General features: G+C 70.1%; 17 protein-coding genes. 2 read left to right on the top strand and 15 right to left on the bottom strand.

The genetic code is table 11. From position 1 onward, the window contains the following. Positions 1–244 precede the first annotated feature (244 nt). Positions 245–1,072 (bottom strand): TauD/TfdA family dioxygenase, encoded by an 828-nt coding sequence (locus VM306_RS12605; RefSeq protein WP_325514424.1) that lies wholly within the window; start codon positions 1,070–1,072, stop codon positions 245–247. Positions 1,073–1,309: 237 nt separating this feature from the next. Here VM306_RS12605 and VM306_RS12600 point away from each other — a divergent pair, with 237 nt between their 5' ends. Beyond that, positions 1,310–2,206 carry a PHP domain-containing protein gene (locus VM306_RS12600; protein ID WP_325514422.1) on the top strand — a complete coding sequence of 299 codons (897 nt, stop codon included), beginning with the start codon at positions 1,310–1,312 and terminating at the stop codon, positions 2,204–2,206. An 18-nt stretch (positions 2,207–2,224) separates the two neighbouring features. On the opposite strand, the gene VM306_RS12595 is transcribed toward VM306_RS12600, so the two are convergent. The 6 genes from VM306_RS12595 to VM306_RS12570 are packed head-to-tail and all read right to left on the bottom strand — an operon-like array spanning position 2,225 to position 8,963. Beyond that, positions 2,225–3,526 (bottom strand): lysine N(6)-hydroxylase/L-ornithine N(5)-oxygenase family protein, encoded by a 1,302-nt coding sequence (locus VM306_RS12595; protein WP_325514420.1) that lies wholly within the window; start codon positions 3,524–3,526, stop codon positions 2,225–2,227. Then, entirely contained in the window at positions 3,523–4,383 is an 861-nt protein-coding gene (locus tag VM306_RS12590; protein ID WP_325514417.1) for a hypothetical protein, read from the bottom strand. Before VM306_RS12590 ends, VM306_RS12595 begins: the two co-directional genes overlap by 4 nt. Further along, positions 4,380–5,786: a diaminobutyrate--2-oxoglutarate transaminase family protein gene (locus tag VM306_RS12585; protein WP_325514415.1), complete on the bottom strand. Its 1,407-nt coding sequence runs from the start codon at positions 5,784–5,786 to the stop codon at positions 4,380–4,382. The genes VM306_RS12590 and VM306_RS12585 overlap by 4 nt, the downstream gene beginning before the upstream one ends. Before the next feature lie 25 nt (positions 5,787–5,811). Beyond that, a complete protein-coding gene (locus VM306_RS12580; RefSeq protein ID WP_325514413.1) occupies positions 5,812–7,080 on the bottom strand; it encodes an ATP-grasp domain-containing protein in 1,269 nt (422 codons plus the stop codon). 5 nt (positions 7,081–7,085) lie between these two features. Continuing rightward, on the bottom strand, positions 7,086–8,237 hold the full coding sequence (locus VM306_RS12575; protein WP_325514411.1) for a class I SAM-dependent methyltransferase: 1,152 nt from the start codon (positions 8,235–8,237) through the stop codon (positions 7,086–7,088). A gap of 24 nt (positions 8,238–8,261) precedes the next feature. Continuing rightward, positions 8,262–8,963, bottom strand: coding sequence for a 2OG-Fe(II) oxygenase family protein (locus VM306_RS12570; RefSeq protein WP_325514409.1), 702 nt, complete (start codon positions 8,961–8,963; stop codon positions 8,262–8,264). A gap of 81 nt (positions 8,964–9,044) precedes the next feature. Here VM306_RS12570 and VM306_RS12565 point away from each other — a divergent pair, with 81 nt between their 5' ends. Further along, positions 9,045–10,292: an MFS transporter gene (locus VM306_RS12565; RefSeq protein WP_325514407.1), complete on the top strand. Its 1,248-nt coding sequence runs from the start codon at positions 9,045–9,047 to the stop codon at positions 10,290–10,292. Here the strand turns inward: VM306_RS12565 and VM306_RS12560 are convergent, their stop codons facing one another. From VM306_RS12560 to VM306_RS12525, 8 genes are all read right to left on the bottom strand, one after another. Further along, positions 10,293–11,111, bottom strand: coding sequence for a phytanoyl-CoA dioxygenase family protein (locus VM306_RS12560; RefSeq protein ID WP_325514405.1), 819 nt, complete (start codon positions 11,109–11,111; stop codon positions 10,293–10,295). Between the two features lie 5 nt (positions 11,112–11,116). Next, complete coding sequence (locus VM306_RS12555) at positions 11,117–13,111, bottom strand: carbamoyltransferase C-terminal domain-containing protein (protein WP_325514403.1); 1,995 nt, start codon at positions 13,109–13,111, stop codon at positions 11,117–11,119. Between the two features lie 29 nt (positions 13,112–13,140). Then, a complete protein-coding gene (locus tag VM306_RS12550; protein ID WP_325514402.1) occupies positions 13,141–13,794 on the bottom strand; it encodes a 2OG-Fe(II) oxygenase in 654 nt (217 codons plus the stop codon). Next, positions 13,788–14,435 carry a 2OG-Fe(II) oxygenase gene (locus VM306_RS12545; RefSeq protein ID WP_325514400.1) on the bottom strand — a complete coding sequence of 216 codons (648 nt, stop codon included), beginning with the start codon at positions 14,433–14,435 and terminating at the stop codon, positions 13,788–13,790. The genes VM306_RS12550 and VM306_RS12545 overlap by 7 nt, the downstream gene beginning before the upstream one ends. Positions 14,436–14,438: 3 nt before the next feature. Further along, positions 14,439–15,530: a pyridoxal phosphate-dependent aminotransferase gene (locus VM306_RS12540; protein WP_325514398.1), complete on the bottom strand. Its 1,092-nt coding sequence runs from the start codon at positions 15,528–15,530 to the stop codon at positions 14,439–14,441. Positions 15,531–15,532: 2 nt separating this feature from the next. Continuing rightward, positions 15,533–16,867 carry a radical SAM protein gene (locus VM306_RS12535; protein ID WP_325514396.1) on the bottom strand — a complete coding sequence of 445 codons (1,335 nt, stop codon included), beginning with the start codon at positions 16,865–16,867 and terminating at the stop codon, positions 15,533–15,535. Between the two features lie 69 nt (positions 16,868–16,936). Further along, positions 16,937–17,497 carry a hypothetical protein gene (locus tag VM306_RS12530; RefSeq protein WP_325514394.1) on the bottom strand — a complete coding sequence of 187 codons (561 nt, stop codon included), beginning with the start codon at positions 17,495–17,497 and terminating at the stop codon, positions 16,937–16,939. Between the two features lie 10 nt (positions 17,498–17,507). Next, positions 17,508–18,206: a helix-turn-helix domain-containing protein gene (locus tag VM306_RS12525; protein WP_325514392.1), complete on the bottom strand. Its 699-nt coding sequence runs from the start codon at positions 18,204–18,206 to the stop codon at positions 17,508–17,510. Positions 18,207–18,372 lie beyond the last annotated feature (166 nt).

Raw genomic sequence — 18,372 nt, 5'->3', positions numbered from 1 at the left:
ATCCAACGTCTTGGCGGCTACATCGCCGGATACGCGCTCCGCGCTACATCCCAAGGTCCATGGCCGATCCGCGCGATCTCGCGGTCGCATTCAGCGACCAGGACCTCCGCTCAACGACGGGGTCGAGACGGTGGTGCAGATGCCGGGACAGCGGCACATCGTCCTTCCACCTCGACGACTGGAGGCGGACACATCCCGCGGCGGGCCGCGTGCGGCCTGCCTGTCCGGCAGGCCGCACGACGGATCAGCTCTCCCGCACGTGCATGTTGAAGATCATCCGCTTGGCGTCGACCTGGCTGCCGTCCTGCTCCACCTCGAAGGCGGGGTAGGCGCGGCGGCCGTGGGCCGTGCGGCGGTTGTCGAGCACGACGAGGTCGCCCTTCTCCATCGTGAACTCGAACGTCTCGGCGTTGAGCGCCTCGTCGAACATGCGCAGCGCCTCGAGCTGTTCGCCGGTCAGACCGCCGTTGACCGCGTGCTGGCGCACCTTGGTCCAGTAGCGGAACGACCACGTGCCGTCGGAGTCCTTCGACACGATCGGCTCGACCCTCGGGGAGTCGGCCGGGAACTCGGTGCTGATCGGCGTCGTCCGCAGGATCTCGAGCGCGGACTCGGCGGCCGCCTCCCCGAACATCGAGGACATCCGCACCACGGCGTCCTCGACCCTGGCGAACCTGGACTGGCCGTTGTCGGCCTCGGGGTCGGCCGGGCGCGGGCTCGTCTTCACCATCAGCAGGAGGTGCACGCCCGGCTCGACCGGCTCGTGCGCACCTGCCGTGTGCAGACCGAGCACCTCGGCCGGCTTCTTCTGGGTGGTGATCTCGTTGATCCAGTACCGGGGCATGTCCGGCGTCTTCGAGCCGTCGTTCAGGACACCGGGCTCGGGGGTGCCGAGCCGGCGGGCGAACGCGACCAGGTCGGCGGGCTCCAGCGAGAAGCCGCGGACGATGACGATGCCCTCCTTCTGGAGGACACCGAGCATCGTCTCGAATCCCGCTTCCGACAGGATCTCGGAGTGGTCGATTGTGCGGGCGACATCGGTACGCGCGTGCGCGTCCCAGACAGCAGTCATTTCCGTCCCCATTTCTCGCACGAAGTTCCCCGGCTCGCGGATTCCGCGACACGGCCGTCCACCGTCGGACAACCGGCCCACTCGAGCGAGAAGGAACCAAGGACCTCCGCCGAGGTTACTCACGTCCGACGCCCGGAAGCCATCGCAGTTTCAGACGATGAAATCGTGCGAGAAGTTTGACAGGGTTACGCGCGATCGTTTGACTCACAGGCGACAACCACGATTTCCGGGGGCATCATGGGCACGACGAATCTGACGACTTCGCCGGTGGATCTGCACGTCCACTCGTCGCACTCGGACGGTGACTGGCAGGTCGCCGAGGTGGTCGACGCCGCCGCTGAGCAGGGCGTCGAGGTCATGGCACTCGTCGACCACAACACGATGCGCGGCACGGAGGAGTTCGCCTCGGCGGCGGAGAAGAACGGCATTCGCACCATTTCGGCCTGCGAGATCTCCACCACGTGGCGCGGCGAGACCTGGCACCTGCTCGCCTATCACGTGGGAGAGGACGCGCGATTCTCCGAGCGGATCGAGGCGATCTCGTCCGGTCAGCGCGCGATGTACGCGAAGTGGCTCGACCTGTTCGAGGAGGCCGGGGTCGAAATCGACCGCGGCGCCGTCGAAGGCTTCCTGGAGAAGTCCTACCTTCCTTTCTTCGGACGGTTCCTGGACGTGGTGCTGCCCGATCTCGTGCGCCATCCCGGCCACTCGCGGTTCGCGGGAGCCGAGTACCGGGACGTCGTGACGGCGCTGTTCCGGCCCGGCAAGCCGTTCTACGTCGCCGACCCACCTTTTCCCGCGATCGAGGAAGCGATCGGGTGGGTGCACGACGCGGGCGGCGTCGCGGTCGTGGCGCATCCGGGACGGTCGCTGCCGCCCGCGGAGGCCGTGGAGGTGCTGCGGCCGCTGGCGGAGGCGGGACTGCACGGCGTCGAGGCGTGGAGCACCTGGCACGACCGCGGCACCGCGGACGCGTACGCCGGCGTGGCACGCGACCTCGGGTTGATCGCCACGCAGGGGTCCGACTTCCACGGCGGCGTCAAGGCGTGGGCGCCCGCGCCGGGCGCGATGCCCGGCCACGCACCGGACCCGTTCGCCGTCGTCGACCGGATCACCGCGGCGGCCCGCCGCTGACCGGCCGTACCGCGCCGGTCACGTCTTCCCCTTCTCCCCCAGGTGTTTGCGCACGCCGTCCCGGATGGCCACCGCCCGCAGCGAGAGCAGGCTGAACGATCCCGCGTCACCGATGCCGTGCGTCGACTCGCACAAACCGTTGAGGTACAACGGCGCTGTCGCCGGGTGCACGGGGGTGACGCTGTAGTCGGCGTTCACCTCGAGGTAGCCGTCGTCGTCGAACCGGAACCGGTCGGCGATCCCGGACAGCAACGCCGGGTAGGGCTCCTGGCCGGGACCGGGGCCGAGGTCGCGAAACCCGGTCGCGAGAACGACCGCGTCGACCTCGTCGGTCTCCACGACGCCGGTGTGCACCTCCTCGACCTCCAGCAGCACCGAGTCGTCCCGCACGGTCGCCGCACGCACCTCGCGGTTGCCACGCACGAACACCCGCTGGTCACCGTCGAGGCGCTGCTCGTAGATGAGCAGGTACAGCTCCTTCAGCACGTCGTCGTCGGTCGACGAGTAGTTCGTCGGCCGCATGTACGCGTCGAGCGCACGCTTGCCCGTGCGGCTCGCGTTGAAGTAGTACTCGGTGAACTCCGGGAAGTAGCCCTCTTCGCTGAACGGGCTGGTGTCCTTGAGCCGCAGCCCGAACGCACGCACGTAGTCGACGACCCGCGCTCCCGGGAACCGGCGGGCGAGGTCGAGCGTGATCTCCACGGCGCTCTGGCTGCCGCCGATGACGGCGATCCGCCGCGGTTCGCTCAGCTCCCGCACGCGCTGCAGGTACTCGGTCAGGTGGAACACCCGCGGCGACCGGACGGCCGACGCGAACTGCTCTGGGACGTAAGGGGTTCGTCCGGTGCCGACGACCAGCGTCCGCGCGAGCTCCTCACCGCCGTCGTGGGTGCGGACCACGTGCACCGGCTGGCCCCGCCAGGTGTCGGCGGCGATCTCGGCCACCCTGGTGCCGAAGCGGGCGACGTGCGCGAACTGCGCCGTGGCCCAGCGGATGTACTGCGCGTACTCCTTGCGCAGCGGGAACTCGACGGGCAGGTTGAGGTGCTCGACCAGACGGCCCTGCTCGAAGAGGTAGTTGAGGAAGCTGTAGCGGCTGCGCGGGTTGCGCAACGTCACCAGGTCGCGGCTCGGGTGGTTCTGGACGTTGACCCCGTCGAGCATCATTCCGCCCTGCCAGACGGGATCGTGCTGCGCCTCCAGGAACCGGGTGGTCACGTCCGGCAGGTCCTCGGCGAACGCGATGGCGAGCGCCAGGTTCGCCGGACCGAAGCCGACACCGAGGACGTCGTGGCAGTCCGGCATGTCCCCCGCTCTCACCGTCGTGGCGCGACCAGCGCCGGGTCGTCACGCAGCTCGAAGTAGATCTCGGACCAGGACTCGACGTGACCGGTGAGGCCCGCGTCCGAGATCAGCCGGCTCTCCCGGTCCCAGTCCGTCCGGTCGACCGGCTGGACTCCGCGGCTCGACAGCACCCTGCGGTAGAACGGGTCGTCCGCCTTGCGCGCGTCGCTCATCAGGGCGCCCACCTCGGGTGAGCACAGCGCCAGTTCCGGCCGCGGCGCCCAGCTGTGCAGGCCGGGCCGCACCGGGAGCCCGCACGCTTCCTGCAACGCCAGCGCGAACCCGGCCGGATCCGCGCGCAGGTCGTCGCAGTCGACCAGGAGATGAGGAACCCCTCTGGCCCGGCACGCCGTCACCTGGTCCCGCAGCGAGGGCCATCCGCTCTCGAACGGCGGAAAGGTCGGCGCGTCGTAGAGCTCCCGGACGATGCGCAGCCGTGACGTCGTGGACAACCGCGGGTCGCGGATCACGAACACGACCGGCAGCGTCGCCAGGTCCGCGAGGTAGGCGAACTGCTCCGCGGTGAGCTGGAAGCTCATCTCCTTGATCAGCAGCCCGCCCCGCCCAGCCCCGCCGCCGAGCGGGACCCGCGCCCCGCTCGCCACCTCCATCGGGTTGAGCAGGACGTCCGCGGCGGACTCGAACCCCTTGTCACCCCAGTACATCGCCTCGAACGGCTCGTGGCAGTGGTAGCGGAAGGCCGGGTGCTGCCAGAGCATCCTGGCCACGGCGGTCGAACCGGTCCTGGGTGGTGAGACCAGCACGGCGCGCGGGTCGCAGGTGGCCCCCAGCGCGGCGTCGACCACCCGGCTGTCCTGGTCGGCGACTGTCACCGAAGTCCCTCCTCGTCGTCATCGCGGGGCAGCTGCCGGACGGCACCGACCGCCTCCGCGAAGATCTCCAGTGCGACACCGGTCGTGTGCTCCGCGACGTTGAGCGGTGGCAGCATCCGGACCACGCTGTCGTGCCTGCCGCCGAGCTCGAGGATCAGCCCGCGGGCGAACGCCTCGCGTTGCACCAGGGCCGCGGCCCGCGGGCCGTCGAACTCGACCCCGATCATCAGCCCGATGCACCGCACGTCATGGATGAGATCGCGGTGCTCGTGCTGGAGCGAGACCAGCCGCTCACGCACCTGCTCCGCCCGCGCCCGCACGTTGTCGAGCACGCGGTCGCGCTTCATGATCCGCAGGAAGGCGGCCCCTGCGGCGAACGCGAGCTGGTTGCCGCGGAACGTCCCGGTGTGCGCGCCGGGGTGCCACGTGTCGAGCCGTTGGTCGTACAGGACGGCCGCGACCGGCATTCCCGCGCCGGACAGCATCTTCGACACCACCCGCACGTCCGGTTCGACGCCGTAGTGGTCGGAGGCGAACCACTCGCCGGTGCGCCCGCAGCCGGTCTGCACCTCGTCCACGATCAGCGGGATGTCGAGCTCCCTGGTCACCGCGCGGACCCGGCGGACGAACTCGGGCGGCGCGATGACCGTTCCGCCCTCGCCCTGGACGAGCTCGAGCAGGACGGCGGCGGGCCTGGTCATGCCCGCGTGGCTGTCCTTGAGCGCGTTCTCCAGGTAGGTGGCGCAGTTCGTGTCGCAGGAGTCCGCGGCGAGCCCGAAGGGGCACCGGTGGCAGTACGCGAACGGGTAGAAGTGCACGCCCGGCATGGTGTTCGCGATGGCGGCCCGCGTGCTCGCGTCACCGGACACCGCCATCGCGGCGTGCGTCATGCCGTGGAAACCACCGTGGAACGCCACGATCTCACCGCGCCCGGTCGCCTGCTTGCACAGCTTGATCGCCGCTTCGATGGCGTTCGCGCCAGTCGGCCCGCAGAAGTGCACGCGGGTGCCGGCCCGCAGCCGTTCGGGCAGCAGGCTCAGCAGCTCCGTGGTGAAGTCGTCCTTCACCGCGGTCGGGAAGTCCAGGCCGTGGGTCAGCACCTCCACCTGGTCGCGGATCACCTCGACGAGCTCGGGATGCGCGTGGCCGAGGGCGAGCACGCCGGCGCCGGTCAGGAAGTCGATCAGGACGTTGCCGTCCTCGTCCTCGACGAAGCTGCCCTCGCCCCTCCTGATCGCGATCGGCAACCGCCGCGGGTACGACCGGGCCCTCGACTCACGTTCCTCCTGCCGTGCCAGCAGCACGCGGCTCCTCGGGCCGGGCAGCTCGGTGCGGAGCACCGGTACCCCGTCCGGTGCGAGCCGGGTGCGGTCGTCGGCCAGCCTGGTCGCGGTGGCGCCCATGGTTGTCGTCCCCCAAAGTGTTCGCTCACACAGCCGGATCGGAGTGGATCAACGGCGTCCCGACGCACTTCTCGAACCGGTCGATCAGGCCGTCCGCGCGGGTCATCGCCTCCGACCAGGTGCCGGCCACGACGACGTACCTGGCCAGCACCTGCTTGGCCCGGAACTCGTGTCCCGGGCGCAGGTAGTAGTTCTCGAGATCCGAGATCCCCGAGCCGGTGACCCAGCCGAGGTCGATCTCCTCGGGCAGCGTGCCCGCCGAGACCGGCATGATCTTGCGGGCGGTGATCGTCGCGGTCGCCTCCGGCACACCGCGCGACGGTGGGAGGCCCAGGTAGACGTCGATCAGGTGGTCGGCGAAGTCCACGCCGGTCACCCGGCCGTACATCGTGGTCATGATGCCGCCCATGACCCTGGGGTTGGCCTCGACCAGCACCGGTCCCCGCCCGGTCAGCATGATTTCCAGGTGGAACACGCCGAAGTCGAGTCCGAGCACGCGGCAGACCTGCTCGGCGTAGTCGAAGCACTCGTCGCGTTCCGCGGGTGCCAGGTCGGCGGGCAGGGCGGCGCCCATCTCCACGCAGTCGTTGCCCGCGCCGCGCGACCGTCCGCTGATCATGAACCGGTGGCTGACGCCGTCGACGACCGCGAGCTCGGCTGAAACCAGGCGGCCGGACAGGTACTGCTCCACCAGGATGCCCCGGCGGAACTGCTCGCGCATCTGCTCGGGCGTCACGAGCGGGGCGTCCAGCACCTCGCGCGCCGCGGCGGGCATCCCGGCGGGATCGTCCACCCTGGACACCATCATGCTGTCCAGGCCGCTCACCGGTTTCACCACGACCGGGTAGCCGATGCGGTCCGCCGCGGCGAGCGCCGACTCGACGTCGTGGGCGTGTGCGTACGCCACCGTCGCGAGACCCGCGGCCGCGAGCTTCTCCCTCGTGCGCACCTTGTTGCGCGCCGTGAGCACGCCTTCGGCGCTGGTGAACCGCAGTCCGAGCCGCTCGCAGACGATCGCGATCGCCTCCAGCGTCGGCTCGATCTGGGCGATCACGGCGTCGACCGGCTTGGCCGCGTGGATCTTCGCGACCGCCGCCTCCAGTGCCTCGACGTCCGAGGTGAGCTCCACCTCGACCACGTCGATCCGGTCGAACAACGCCTGCACCTCGTCGGTGACGACGTACAGCTGCCAGTTCAGGCCTCGCACGAACGTCAGCTCGTGGCCGAGCTCGACCGCGCGGCGCATGGTGCGCAGCGCCGACTCGTTCGCGTCGGCGAAGAGGATGTGGGCCATCGGGGTCACCCGCTCCTGTGCAGCAGGGCGTCGACTCGGACGCACTCGTAGAAGGACCTGACGAACTCACCCCTGGCGTGGTCCATGAGCACGACGTCGTCGTGCCGCACGAACGCGGGTTCCAGGTCGACCACGTCGAGGTCGACCAGGGAGGACCTCAGCAGCTCCTCCCCCTCCGCCGCCGAGACCATCAGCCGGCCGGGCGGTGCGGGCAGGTCGCCGTACCTGATGTCGGTCAGCAGCGCGACGTAGGCGTAACCGCCCGGCGCGACCACCTCGGCGACGCGTCTCAGCACCGCGCCCACGACGTCCGGGTCCGGGCTCACGTGGTGCACCGCCGAGACGCACGCGACGATGTCCGCCGGTTCCGGCTTGCCGTCCAGCCAGGTGAGGAAATCCGCCTCGACCGCCTCCACCGGCAGCCCGAGCCGGTCCGCGGTGCGGCGCAGCTGCGCGATCGCCCGTGAGCTGTGGTCCACCGCGACGACCTGCAGACCGCGCGCCGCCGCGTACAACGCGTTGCGCCCCACGCCGCAGCCGAGGTCGGCGAACCGGATCGGAGCGCCCCGCCGGGTGGCGAGGAGGCCCGTGACGGTGTCGACGACCTGCGCGTCGGGCACGCGTTCCTTGTCCACCGACCACATCAGGTCGTAGACCATCCGGTCCTGAGTGGACTGCGTCGCGCGCCGCTCCTGGACGTGCGCCATCCGCCTGCCCACCTCCGCCGCCCTGCCGTCCAGCACGAACAGGCCGGACACGCTGGACTCACCGTGCAGGTCCACCTCGACCGGGCCGGTGTCGCGCTCCTGCCGGACGCCCGGCGTGCTCGGGGCGGGTGCCGCCGGCATGGCGCCGAGCTCGGCCAGCCGGGCCTGCCAGAGGTCGTCGCGGGCCGGTACCGCGAGCGTCGCGGCCGTCACGCGGCGGCGCCCGGCCGGAGTGCTCACGTCGAGCCGGAAACCCCTTCCCGGCAACCGTTCCAGCCCGGTCACGGTGCCGTTCACGATCGCCGCCCGCGGATCGGGGCCCTCGGCAGCGGTGATCACCACGACCTGGGCGCTGCCGCGCGCGTCGAGCAGGGCGTGTGCCGTGGCCACGGCCTCGTCGTCACCGACGACGACGGCGTCCACCACGGACTCGGACAGTTCACTCAGCACAGGAGGTCCCCCAGGCCGCCGCTGTCACAGCTGCCAGTACTCGATCATCAGGCTCAGCCGGAACCGGTCGTCGGTCGTGTGCACGGATCCGATCGAGTGAAAACTCGTCGCGTCCGGGCAGACAATCGCGCCCCGTCCTCCGAGAGGAATGAACTCGGCCGCCGGAGCGGAATCCGTCTTGTTCTTCCAGACCTGGAAAACACCGCCTTCCTCCGCGGTCCAGTCCTCGTTCAGGTACAGGCCGAACGACACCTTCTTCGCCGCTTTTCCGGTATCCGCGGTGGTGTAGTCGCCATTGCCGAACTTGTACACGCCGATCACCAGTGAAAGGCCGTCCAGATCCATCGCGAGCTCTTCCGACAACCAGCCGCGGAACTCGTCGGACTCGATGCTGTCGAACAGTTCCGACCACACCGGGCCGACCTTGCGACCGGGCTCGGTCCGCGCGCCGTCCTCCCGCGCGGTGAACCGCGACATGTTGTACTGCTTGGGAAACTGCGCGCCGACCTTGATCTCCCGCTTGAACAGCTCGTCCGCCGGGATGTCCGCGTTCAACCTGCGCAGATCGGCGGGCGAGACCAGGTCGGTCGCGGTGTAGTAGGTGTACGGCTGGTCAAGTCGCTTGAGCCGAACCTCGGTGTTGAGCACTTCTTCCCGTCCCGTCCACGACGTCAACTCCCGGCCACTATGCGCGTCCCCACCGGACGGGCACAGACCGATTTTCATCAGGTGAGTTCAACTCGGAGATCCGTTGCGCGGCAGAGGCCGTGCTAGGTTTTGCGCACATCCGCTGGGGAGGGGATACCGATGTCCGAACGGACGGACCAGTCCGCGCTTTCACCCGAGAACGGACAACCATCACCTGTCCGGCGCAGCGCCCAGCGGCGTTTCGTGGCGGCCACGCTGATCGACGCGCTCGGCAGCGGACTCTGGATGCCGTTCGTGCTGCTGTTCCTGGTGAACGCGCAGGACATGCCGCTCACCGAGGCGGGCGCCGCCCTCAGCCTGGGAGCGTTGCTCGGACTGGCCGCGGGCCCGTTGTCGGGCAGCCTGATGGACCGGCTGGGCGCGCAACGCACGCTCATCGCCAGCAACGTGATCCGGCTGGGCGCGTTCCTGTGCTACCCGCTCGTCGAGACCGCCTGGCACGTCGTCGCCGTCTCCCTCGTCGTCAGCGTCGGCGACCGTCTCTTCTGGACGGTCAACGCCCCGGTGGTGAACGCGCTGACCACCGAGCGCGAGGCGGACAAGCTGCTCGGCACGCAGACCATCGGCCGGTTCGTCGGCGCGGGCATCGGCGCGGGCGCCACCGCGCTCATCCCGGACCTCAACAGCGCCGCCACCTACCACCTGCTGGCGTACCTCAACGCGGCGAGCTTCGGCGTCGCCGCGCTGTTGCTGCTCAACCTCCACATCCCGATGGACAAGCAGGAAGGGACGGGCGGCAGCGCCAACGCCGGCTGGGGAGCCGTGCTGCGCGACCGGACGTACGTGGCGTTCTGCGTGATGAGCGTGCTCTACACGCTCGCGAGCATCGGCAAGTACTCGATCCTGCCGATCCTCGTGCTGGAGTTCCTGCACGGCCCGCAGTGGGTTCCCGGTGTGGCGCTGGGCATCGGCACGCTCACCCTGGTCTCGGTGCAACGCCTCGTCACCCGTGTCGCCGCGAAGCACAGCAGGGCCCGCGGCCTCGTCCTCGCAGCGGTGATCTTCGCCTGCTCGTTCTGCGCGTTGACGACGGTGACCGTGCTCCCGCTCAGCGGGGCGATCGCGGTGATCCTGGTCGTGAGCGTGACGTTCGCAGTGGCGGAAGCGCTCTTCGCCCCCCTGCTCACCGCCGCCGCGGCCGCGGCGGCTCCCGCGGGCGCGCAGGGCAGGGCGAGCGCGTTGTTCCAGCTCTCCTGGGCGGTGTCGATGGTGTCGGGCCCGGTGTTGCTGACCAGCCTGCTCTCCGTCGGCAACGGGGCGTTGTGGCTCACCCTCACCGTCACCTCCGCGGCGGCGGTCCCGGCCGTGCTCGCGCTGCGCCGCCGGATGACCACCGTCCTCGGGTGATCAGGGCGTCCAGGTGACCGGCATCAGCGGGTGGTCGAGCGGTTCGTTCGCTTTGAGACCGAGCTGGTCGGTCAGCCGTCCGGGCGCGCCCGTGTACAGCGAGCCGGCCTGGAACAGCACCACCGTGTAGGCCCAGCGCGGTTCGGCCGCCGTGTTCGGGGGCGCGGTGTGCACGACCAGGCTGTGGTGCACGGTCGCGTCACCCGCGCGGAGGTGCAGCGGTGGCGAGAGCGTGCATTCGTCGAGCAGTTCGGGGTACTGCGCGACGAGGTCGTCGTCCGGGGTGGCGAGCGCGCGGCCCAGCACGCCCTGGCGGTGCGAACCGGACAGGAACCGCAGCGTGCTGTGCTCCGGGGTGAGGTCGTTCAACGCGATCCACAGGTTCACCTGCTCGGACCGGTCCCGCGAGGAGTACGGGAAGTCCTGGTGCCACGGCGTTCGCGTGGCCGCGGGCATCTTGACCAGCACCTCGTCCCGGTAGAACCGCACGGGCCGGTCGCGCAGGAACCGCGAGCCGGCCCGGCCGACCGCCGCCGACGTGGCGAACTCGCGCAGGAAGTCGTTGTCGCGCGAGGGTTCGTCGTAGGTCCGCCACATCGTCGCGAACGGGTCGCCGCCGGGCCGCGTCGGCCGATCCGCTCCCCGGTAGCGCTCCGCCCCGGCTCCCATCAGCCCCTGGATCTCCTCGCGGAGCCCGCGGACGACTCCGGGCGGCACGAACCCGTCGAGCTTCGCCCACCCGTGCTGCCGGAAGAACGCGACCTCGCCGGCCGTCACCTCACGAGCGGTGCCGAGCCGCCTGTCCTCGGAAGTCGTCACGTGGCTCATCCCTCCATCTCGGACCGGTCGTCGACCGGCCGCCGCCCGCCGAACACGGTCGGACCGCCGAAGTTCGCGAACTGCAGCCGGGTGCGGGCGATCATGTCCGCGGTGCGGCGAGCCAGGTCCGGGTCGTCGCGCAGCCGCTGGTCGATGATCTGCCCGACCAGGTCGGCGCCCACCCGCGTGCGGATGTCGAAGCGGTCGTACAGCTCCAGGTCGCGCAGGAACAGGTGGAGGTGCAGGTCCGGAAGCCCGTGCGGGTTCGCCTCGTCGCGGATCGCCTGCGCCCGCTCGTCGTCGATCTCGGTGAACGGCGCCCGCACGCGCGGGAGCGGCTCGGTCTCGGGGTACCGGTCGAAGGCGCGGAACACCACGCGGCGGCCGTTGAAGTAGGCGATCGAGACCCGCCGGCGCAGGCAGAAGTTGACCGCCTGCGCGAGGGTGTCGATGATCGGCTCCCCCTTGTCGTTCAACGAGGTGTTGCACAGCATCGGCACCCCGCTCTCCTCGTGGAAGGCGGTGATCAGCTCGTGCAGCGCGGGGTTCTGGTCGTGCCGCAGCGACTGGACGCGCGCCGAGTGGTCGAGGTGGGCGACAGCGGGGATCAGGTCCCGCCGCTCGGGCCGGATCGTGAACGTCTCCAGCATGAACGGCGACGGCCGCGCGTTCTCGAACCAGCCGTCCAAGTGCTCTTCCAGCACGACCGGCGCCACGGGACGCCACCACTCGCGGCGCTTCAGCTCGTTCACCGCGGTCTTCGCGTCGTACGTCGTCGGGTCGCCGAGCAGGCTGCGGTGCCCCAGCGCCCGCGGGCCGCTCTCGGCCATGCCGTCGAACCACACCACGGGACCCGCGCGCAGGTCGCGCACCGCGGTGGCGAGGTCGAAACCGGAGACCGACTCCACGAACTCGTCGTGCGCGGCGAGCACGCCGTCGACGTCGAGGTCCTCCGTTCCCAGGTAGGGCCCGGGAAAGCGGAAGTCGAAGCGGCCGAGCGCCCGGTGGAAGGCAGCCAGGCCGATGCCGATGGCCTGCCCGCTGTCACCGACGCACGGCGGCGCGAGCAGGCCGCGGAAGCCGTACTTCAGCACCAGGTGGCTGTTCGTCGGGCAGTTCAGCGCGTAGCCGCCGCTCAGGGCCAGGTGCGCGGTGGCGGGGTCGACGTCGTAGCGGTCCAGGAGCATGTCGACGTTGCGCTCCATCATCGCGACGCAGATCGCCTGCACCTCCTTCATGACGGCGCTGATGAGGCTTTCCCGCTCGGTGAACGCCGGATCGGGCGTCACCGTCGCACGGACCTGCGCGACGATGCCGGCGAACGCCTTCTTCGCCTGCGCCATGCCGTCGTGGCCCACGAACCGGAACTCGCGCAGCACGGCCTCCCGGTCGCACGAGCCCTGTGCCGTCGTCGCGGTCGCGAGCGCCATCAGCGTGCCCTCGCGCAGTTCGAACAGGTCCCGCGCCTCGCAGTAGAGGTTCGCGGGCGACTCCACCGGGCACAGCTCGACCACACCACGCCGCACGACGGCGCCCGCGTACCAGTTCTCCTTGAAGTACCGGTCGACCAGGCGGTCCGGCCCGCGGTCGACCGCCAGCCCGACGATCGTCCCGTCGAAGAAGACGTCGCTGTCCAGCAGGATCGCGCTGTAGAGGTGGGCGATGCTGTGGAAGGCGATGTCCGGAGCCAGGTCCGCCAGCACGTGGTCGTCCGCCGAGAGTCCCGGTGTGCCCCAGATCCCCTCGACGTCGTCGGTCTTGAGGCCGAGCGGCGCGAGCAGGCCGTTGACGAAGTCGAGCTGGTCGCGTTCGCCGAGGAACGGCGTGCGGTGCATCTTCTGGCCGGTCACCCGCTCGAGCTCCCAGTGGCGGACCAGCCGCACCTCCCGCCCGCTCTTCTCCCACAGCGCGACGTTGTTGTCGTGCCGGAAGTACACGTCGGCCAGCCGGTGCACGCCCGCCGGGTTCAGGTAGGTGGAGAGGTGGTACCCGTCCTTCATCGCACTCCTCAGCGATCTGCCGGCGGCGGTCAGCCCTTGTAGGCGGAACCCATCAGCTCCGTCGTCAGCCAGTACTCGATCTGCACGGTCAGCCGTTCGGCCGCGTCCGGGTGTTCGATCTTCGACACGGCGTGCCACGAGTGGTCGGTCGGCGGGAAGGCGACGAGCCGTCCTCCCACCGGCGGGAGCTCCGCGACCGGGCTCGCGCCCTTCTCCCCCGTCTCGAACATCAGGAAGCGGCCACCGGCCTCGGCCGGCCAGTCCTGGTTCAGGTAGATGATCGTGGTGATCGCCTTGGTCGGTTTGTCCTTGTGCACGGCCAGGAAGTCGCCGTTGCGGTGGGCGTAGGCGCCGACGCTGCGCAACAGCCCGGTGAGCCGGATGCCCGTCTGCTGCTCCAGCCACGTCGTGAACTCGGGGCTCATCAGGTCGCGCCGGAGCTCCTGCCACGGCGGCGCCAGCTCGTCGTCGGACGCCACCTGTTCGTCGCCTTCGACGAGCCGGAAGAGGTTCATCCGGTACTGCTTCTCGTGCAGCGGGTCGTCGACCACGATCGGGTCCGCCCGCTGGGTCGGAGCGGTCGCGACGAGCTTGTCCAGCTGGTCCGACGACAACACGTCGAGCACGTGGAACAGCTGGAAGGGCGAGGTCCGCTCCTGCAGCCGGTTCGTCAGGTTCAGCACCGTGGGTTCCTCTCGTGATCGGGTCGGTAGCCGTGCACGAGCAGTGCGCGGCGCGGGGAGGGCGCGGAGGCGGACACCGGCAGCACCTCGTGCCACGACCTGTCGCTCCTGGCGAACGCCAGCGACGTGCCCGCACCCGGCACGAACACCGAGACCGGCTGGTCGTCGTGCTCGTCCGCGTACAGGGCCAGGCCGCCGCCGCACGCACGTGACCACTGTGGACAGAAGTAGAGGTTCTGCGAGAACAGCTTGTCCGGCCGGTCGGTGTGCCGGGACATCCAGCCACCCTCCGTGTACTCGGTGAGCCGGAGCTCCAGCGTGACCGGGCCGGGTGGCACGCCGAGCAGGCCGCCGAGGCGCTGGGCGTAGTCGGAGTCGACGAGCCGGCTCAGGAGGTCGCGCCAGCAGGACGCCATCCTCGGCACCTTGTCCGACCAGCCGCGGTGGTCGTGCAGTGTCGCCATGTTCGCGGAGTAGGTCTTGTCGCTGCCCTCCGTGCGCCGGAAGGTGTCGAGCAGACCGGTGCCGGGGAACGACTCGACCAGCTCGGTCACCTCGTCGCGCGACAGCAGCACGGCCTCGTCGAACACCGCGTGCCGGAACGGCGTCTCACGCAGCGCGGCACCACTCAGGTCCAGCACCGGTCAGCACCTCGCCGACGAGGTCACGGTGGCCAGCACGTCCGCGACCGTCCGCATCAGGTCCCGGTCGGCGAGCGAGAACCTCAGACAGCCGTCGAGACCGTCCACGTCGTCGAGACCGCGGATCCGGATCCGCCGCGCGGCCAGCTCCCGTTCGAGGCGCTTGCCCTCGCCGGGGACACCGGTGGCGAACGTGACGAAGTTCGCGCCCGACGGCAGCGCCGTCCACCGGGGGTGGTCGCCCAGCACGCGGGCGGTGAACTCGTCCCTGATCGCCGCCACGTCGCGCCAGATCTCCCGCAGCTGCCCGATCTCGCCGGCGAGCTCGGTGGCGATCCGCACCGACGGGGTGGACAGCACGCTGTCCGGGCGGAACCGGCCGAGGTAGTCGACGATCTCCTGATCGGCGAACACGCACGCGAGCCGGGCTCCGGCCATGGCCCAGCTCTTGGACAGCGACCGGAGGACGATGAGGTTGCGGTTCCCGGGGAGCAGCGCGGTGTGGCTGAAGCCGGCGAACGCCGCGTAGCACTCGTCCACGACGAGCAGGTGGCCGTGGCGGGCCGCCACCTTCGCGATCGTGTCCACTTCGGACAGCGGCGTGACGGAGCCGGTGGGGTTGCCGGGGTTCGTCATCGCCACGATCGACGGCGGGGCCGTCCGCATCGCCTCGAGAAGCGCGTCGTGGGTCTCCCGCACCGGCTCACCGGTGAGCCCCGCGCAGCGCACGACCGGCACGCCGCGCAGTCCCGCGTAGTAGCGCCAGCTCTCGAAGCTGGGCTCTTGCAACACCAGGCTGCCGGCGGGTTCGGCGAGCGCGTCGACGACCAGTCCGATGGCACTGCACGACCCGGCGGTCACGAGCAGCTGGTCGGGCGGAACGTCGTGCACGGCGGCGAGCTGCCGCGTGAGGGTGCCCAAATAGGGGTATCGGAACACGTCACCGGGAGTCAGCCTGCCGAGCACCGTCGAGAGCAGCCGCTCGGCGCCGGGGTGCTGCATCTCGCAGCTCTTGAGGTTGACGACCGCGCCGTGGTCGCCGCGCGGAGTCCTGCGGACGGTCAGCGCGCTGTCGCGGATCGGGAAGGCGGGCATGCTCACGACTCGACGCGCTCGGCGTGCAGCGGTATCAGCTCGTGGACCTTGGTGATGCGCTCTTCCACGCCGAAGACGTAGCGGTAGAGCGGTTCCCGGTCGGTGCCGGGCTCCAGCGCGTCGTCCAGGAAGGTCTGCCGGTTGTACCTGTTGATGTCCTCGAGACGCATCGCGGGGTCGAGGCGCTCGAACGGCGTGTACACCGTGGGGCGGAAGCGCGCGCCGGACTCCTCCACGACGGTGCGGGTGCGGGCCACACCCTGCGCGGTGGTGCCCGGCAGGCCGACGATGACGAACGCGTTGAGCTCGACGCCCGCCTCACGGCACCACCGGCCCAGCTCGCGGAACTGGTCCTCCTCGATCTGCTTGGCCCTCGGCAGGGCGCCGTGCCCGGCCGGTTCCAGCGTCTCCAGGCCGACCGAGATCCGCACGCAGCCCGACTCGCCCATCTTCGCGACGAGCGCCTCGTCGAGGTGGTGCACCGTGGTGGCACACTTCCAGCGGACCTTCTCCTCCCGTGCGATGAGCTTGTCGCACAGCTCGCGCACCCACTGCTTCTTCAGTGTGAACGTCGGCGCGTAGAAGGCGATGTACTCGAACGGTTCCCTGGCGAAGCACTCGTCGACGTACGCGAGCACCGCGTCGACCGGCAGGCGCCGCTCGGACAGGCCGAAGATCTGGTGCACGTCGCAGTAGTCGCAGCCGATCGGGCAGCCCCGGGAGACCGGGACGACGAGCTCGCGCCGGAACGGGATGCCGCAGAACTTGTGCGTGTCCTGGGCGTAGAGCTGGTCGTACGCCCGGTACGGGATCTCCCCGACGTCCGGCATGACCCACTCCTCCGGCGGCAGGAAACGCCCTTTCCCGCTGGGCGGGAGCCATTCCGCACCGGCCCGGACGAACGTGCCCGGCAATGCGAGAACCGGGCCGCCGCCTGCGACCGCGTTCACGTAGTCGGCGACTCCGCACTCGAAGTCGCCGCTCACGACGACGGCGTCCAGATCGAGCGCGGTGAAGAACCCGGGATTCATGTTGCTCAGCCGGCCGAACGTCATCAGCCTGCTCCGCGGGCTGAGTTCGCGCGCGTAGTGGATGAAGCGTTCGATGCCGTCGACGGCGTCGAAGTCGTTCATGACGGCGATGACGTCGAAGTCGCTCTGGAAAAGGAGGTCGCCGACAGCCTTCCAGTTCATGTTGAGCAATCCGGCCTCACACGCCACCACCTCGTGCGCGCCCGGCTGAGTCCTCAGGTACGCCGCCGTCATGTACAGCGGGGAATGGTGCCCGGCGTTGAAGTAGCTGGGAACGTGCGGCGGCCAGATGACCAGAACCTTCAAGGTGACTCCCTCGTCCGGCTTACCGCCCCAGTGTGTGCGGGACGCCGATCGAGGGGAACCGCTTGTTTCTCACCGTGAAACTCCGGAAGTGACACCGTCGCGCAGTTGCACGACCTCACCCGTGAACGACTCCGAGACCAACGCCGTCATCGCGGGCAGCACGTCCGCCCGGAACCTCAGGATGAACCGGGCGAACGCGAACGGCCGGTCGACGACGCGCCTGCGTCCCGTCACCGGATCAACCATGTACGGCGGTACGTCGCGGGCGGGACCGAACGCGATCCCCAGTGATCGCCGCGCATATCGCACGAGGCAGCGCGCCCCGGAGACGTCCACGATCACGACGCCGGTAGCGTTGACCAGCCGCACCGGCAGCGTCGAGGCGTGGTTGCCGTCGACGATCCAGCGCGGCCCGCCCGTGATCTCCCGCTGGCGGTCCCGCCACCGCTCCTGCGCCATCGGCCGCCAGCCGGGGCCGAAGTACTCGTCGTCCAGGTGCACGCACGGCAGGCCGCTCACGGCCGCCATCGCGGTGGCGAGAGTGGTCTTGCCGCTGCCGGGGCAGCCCAGGACCAGAATGCGGTCACCGAGCCGCCCCACGAGCGACCGAACATCCACATCGGACAGCACGACCCGGCTCCTACCGGTCGAATTCCTCGGAGAACTCGGAGATCATCGCGAGCTGCCTGCCGATCGCGACGGCGATCGCGCGGGCGTGCACACCGACCGTCCTCGGGTCGAACGCCGGCCGCAGGCTCACCACGGACACCGCCGCGACCGGAGTGCCGGCCACCAGGACCCGCACCGCGACGCTGGCGAGCTGCTCGGACGGCTGCGGGATCACCGCGACCTCGGAAACCGTTGTGGCACCGAGCCATTCGCGCGCCGCGACGCGCACCGCCACCGGTTCGTCGGCCACGTCGCGGCTCTCCCGCGTCAGCGCACGGGCGGCGGCGGGACTGACGGTGCCGTGCCGCGCCGGGAAGCACAAGCGCAGTGACGACGAACAGCCCGCCGCGGCGACGTCGACGGCGCGGCCACGACTCGCCGTCGACAGGCACACGTACTCACCCGTCAGTTCGTGCAGGCGGTCGAGGAACGGTTGTGCCACGGAGCGGAGCAGCCCGACGCGTGGCGCCCGGCCGCCGAGCTGGTAGAGCCACTGTCCCAGCCGGACACCGGTCTTCCCCCGCTCCAGCGCGCCCCACCTGACCAGCTCCGCCGCCAGGCGGTGGACCGTCGGCTTGGGCAGGTCGGTGCGGCGGGCCAGCTCGGTCTGGGACAGCTCGACGTCGTGCGGTTCGAACGCCTCCAGCAATGCGAGGCCCCTGGCCAGCATGGACCCCAGTTGTTTCGACTGCGCGGACCTCTCCAGTCCGGCGGAAAAAGACACGGAAGGCACAGATGGAAAACTCATCTCGTCAACCCCCAGAACGGCGCATTGCCGGGTTCACCCCGTCCCCGACGTTTTGCGCAGGTTCGCCATCCCCCAAGATGGCAACCTG

Source organism: Lentzea sp., assembly GCF_035525475.1.
GTDB lineage: Bacteria > Actinomycetota > Actinomycetes > Mycobacteriales > Pseudonocardiaceae > Lentzea.
This window is presented reverse-complemented; position numbering and strand designations above follow the sequence as displayed.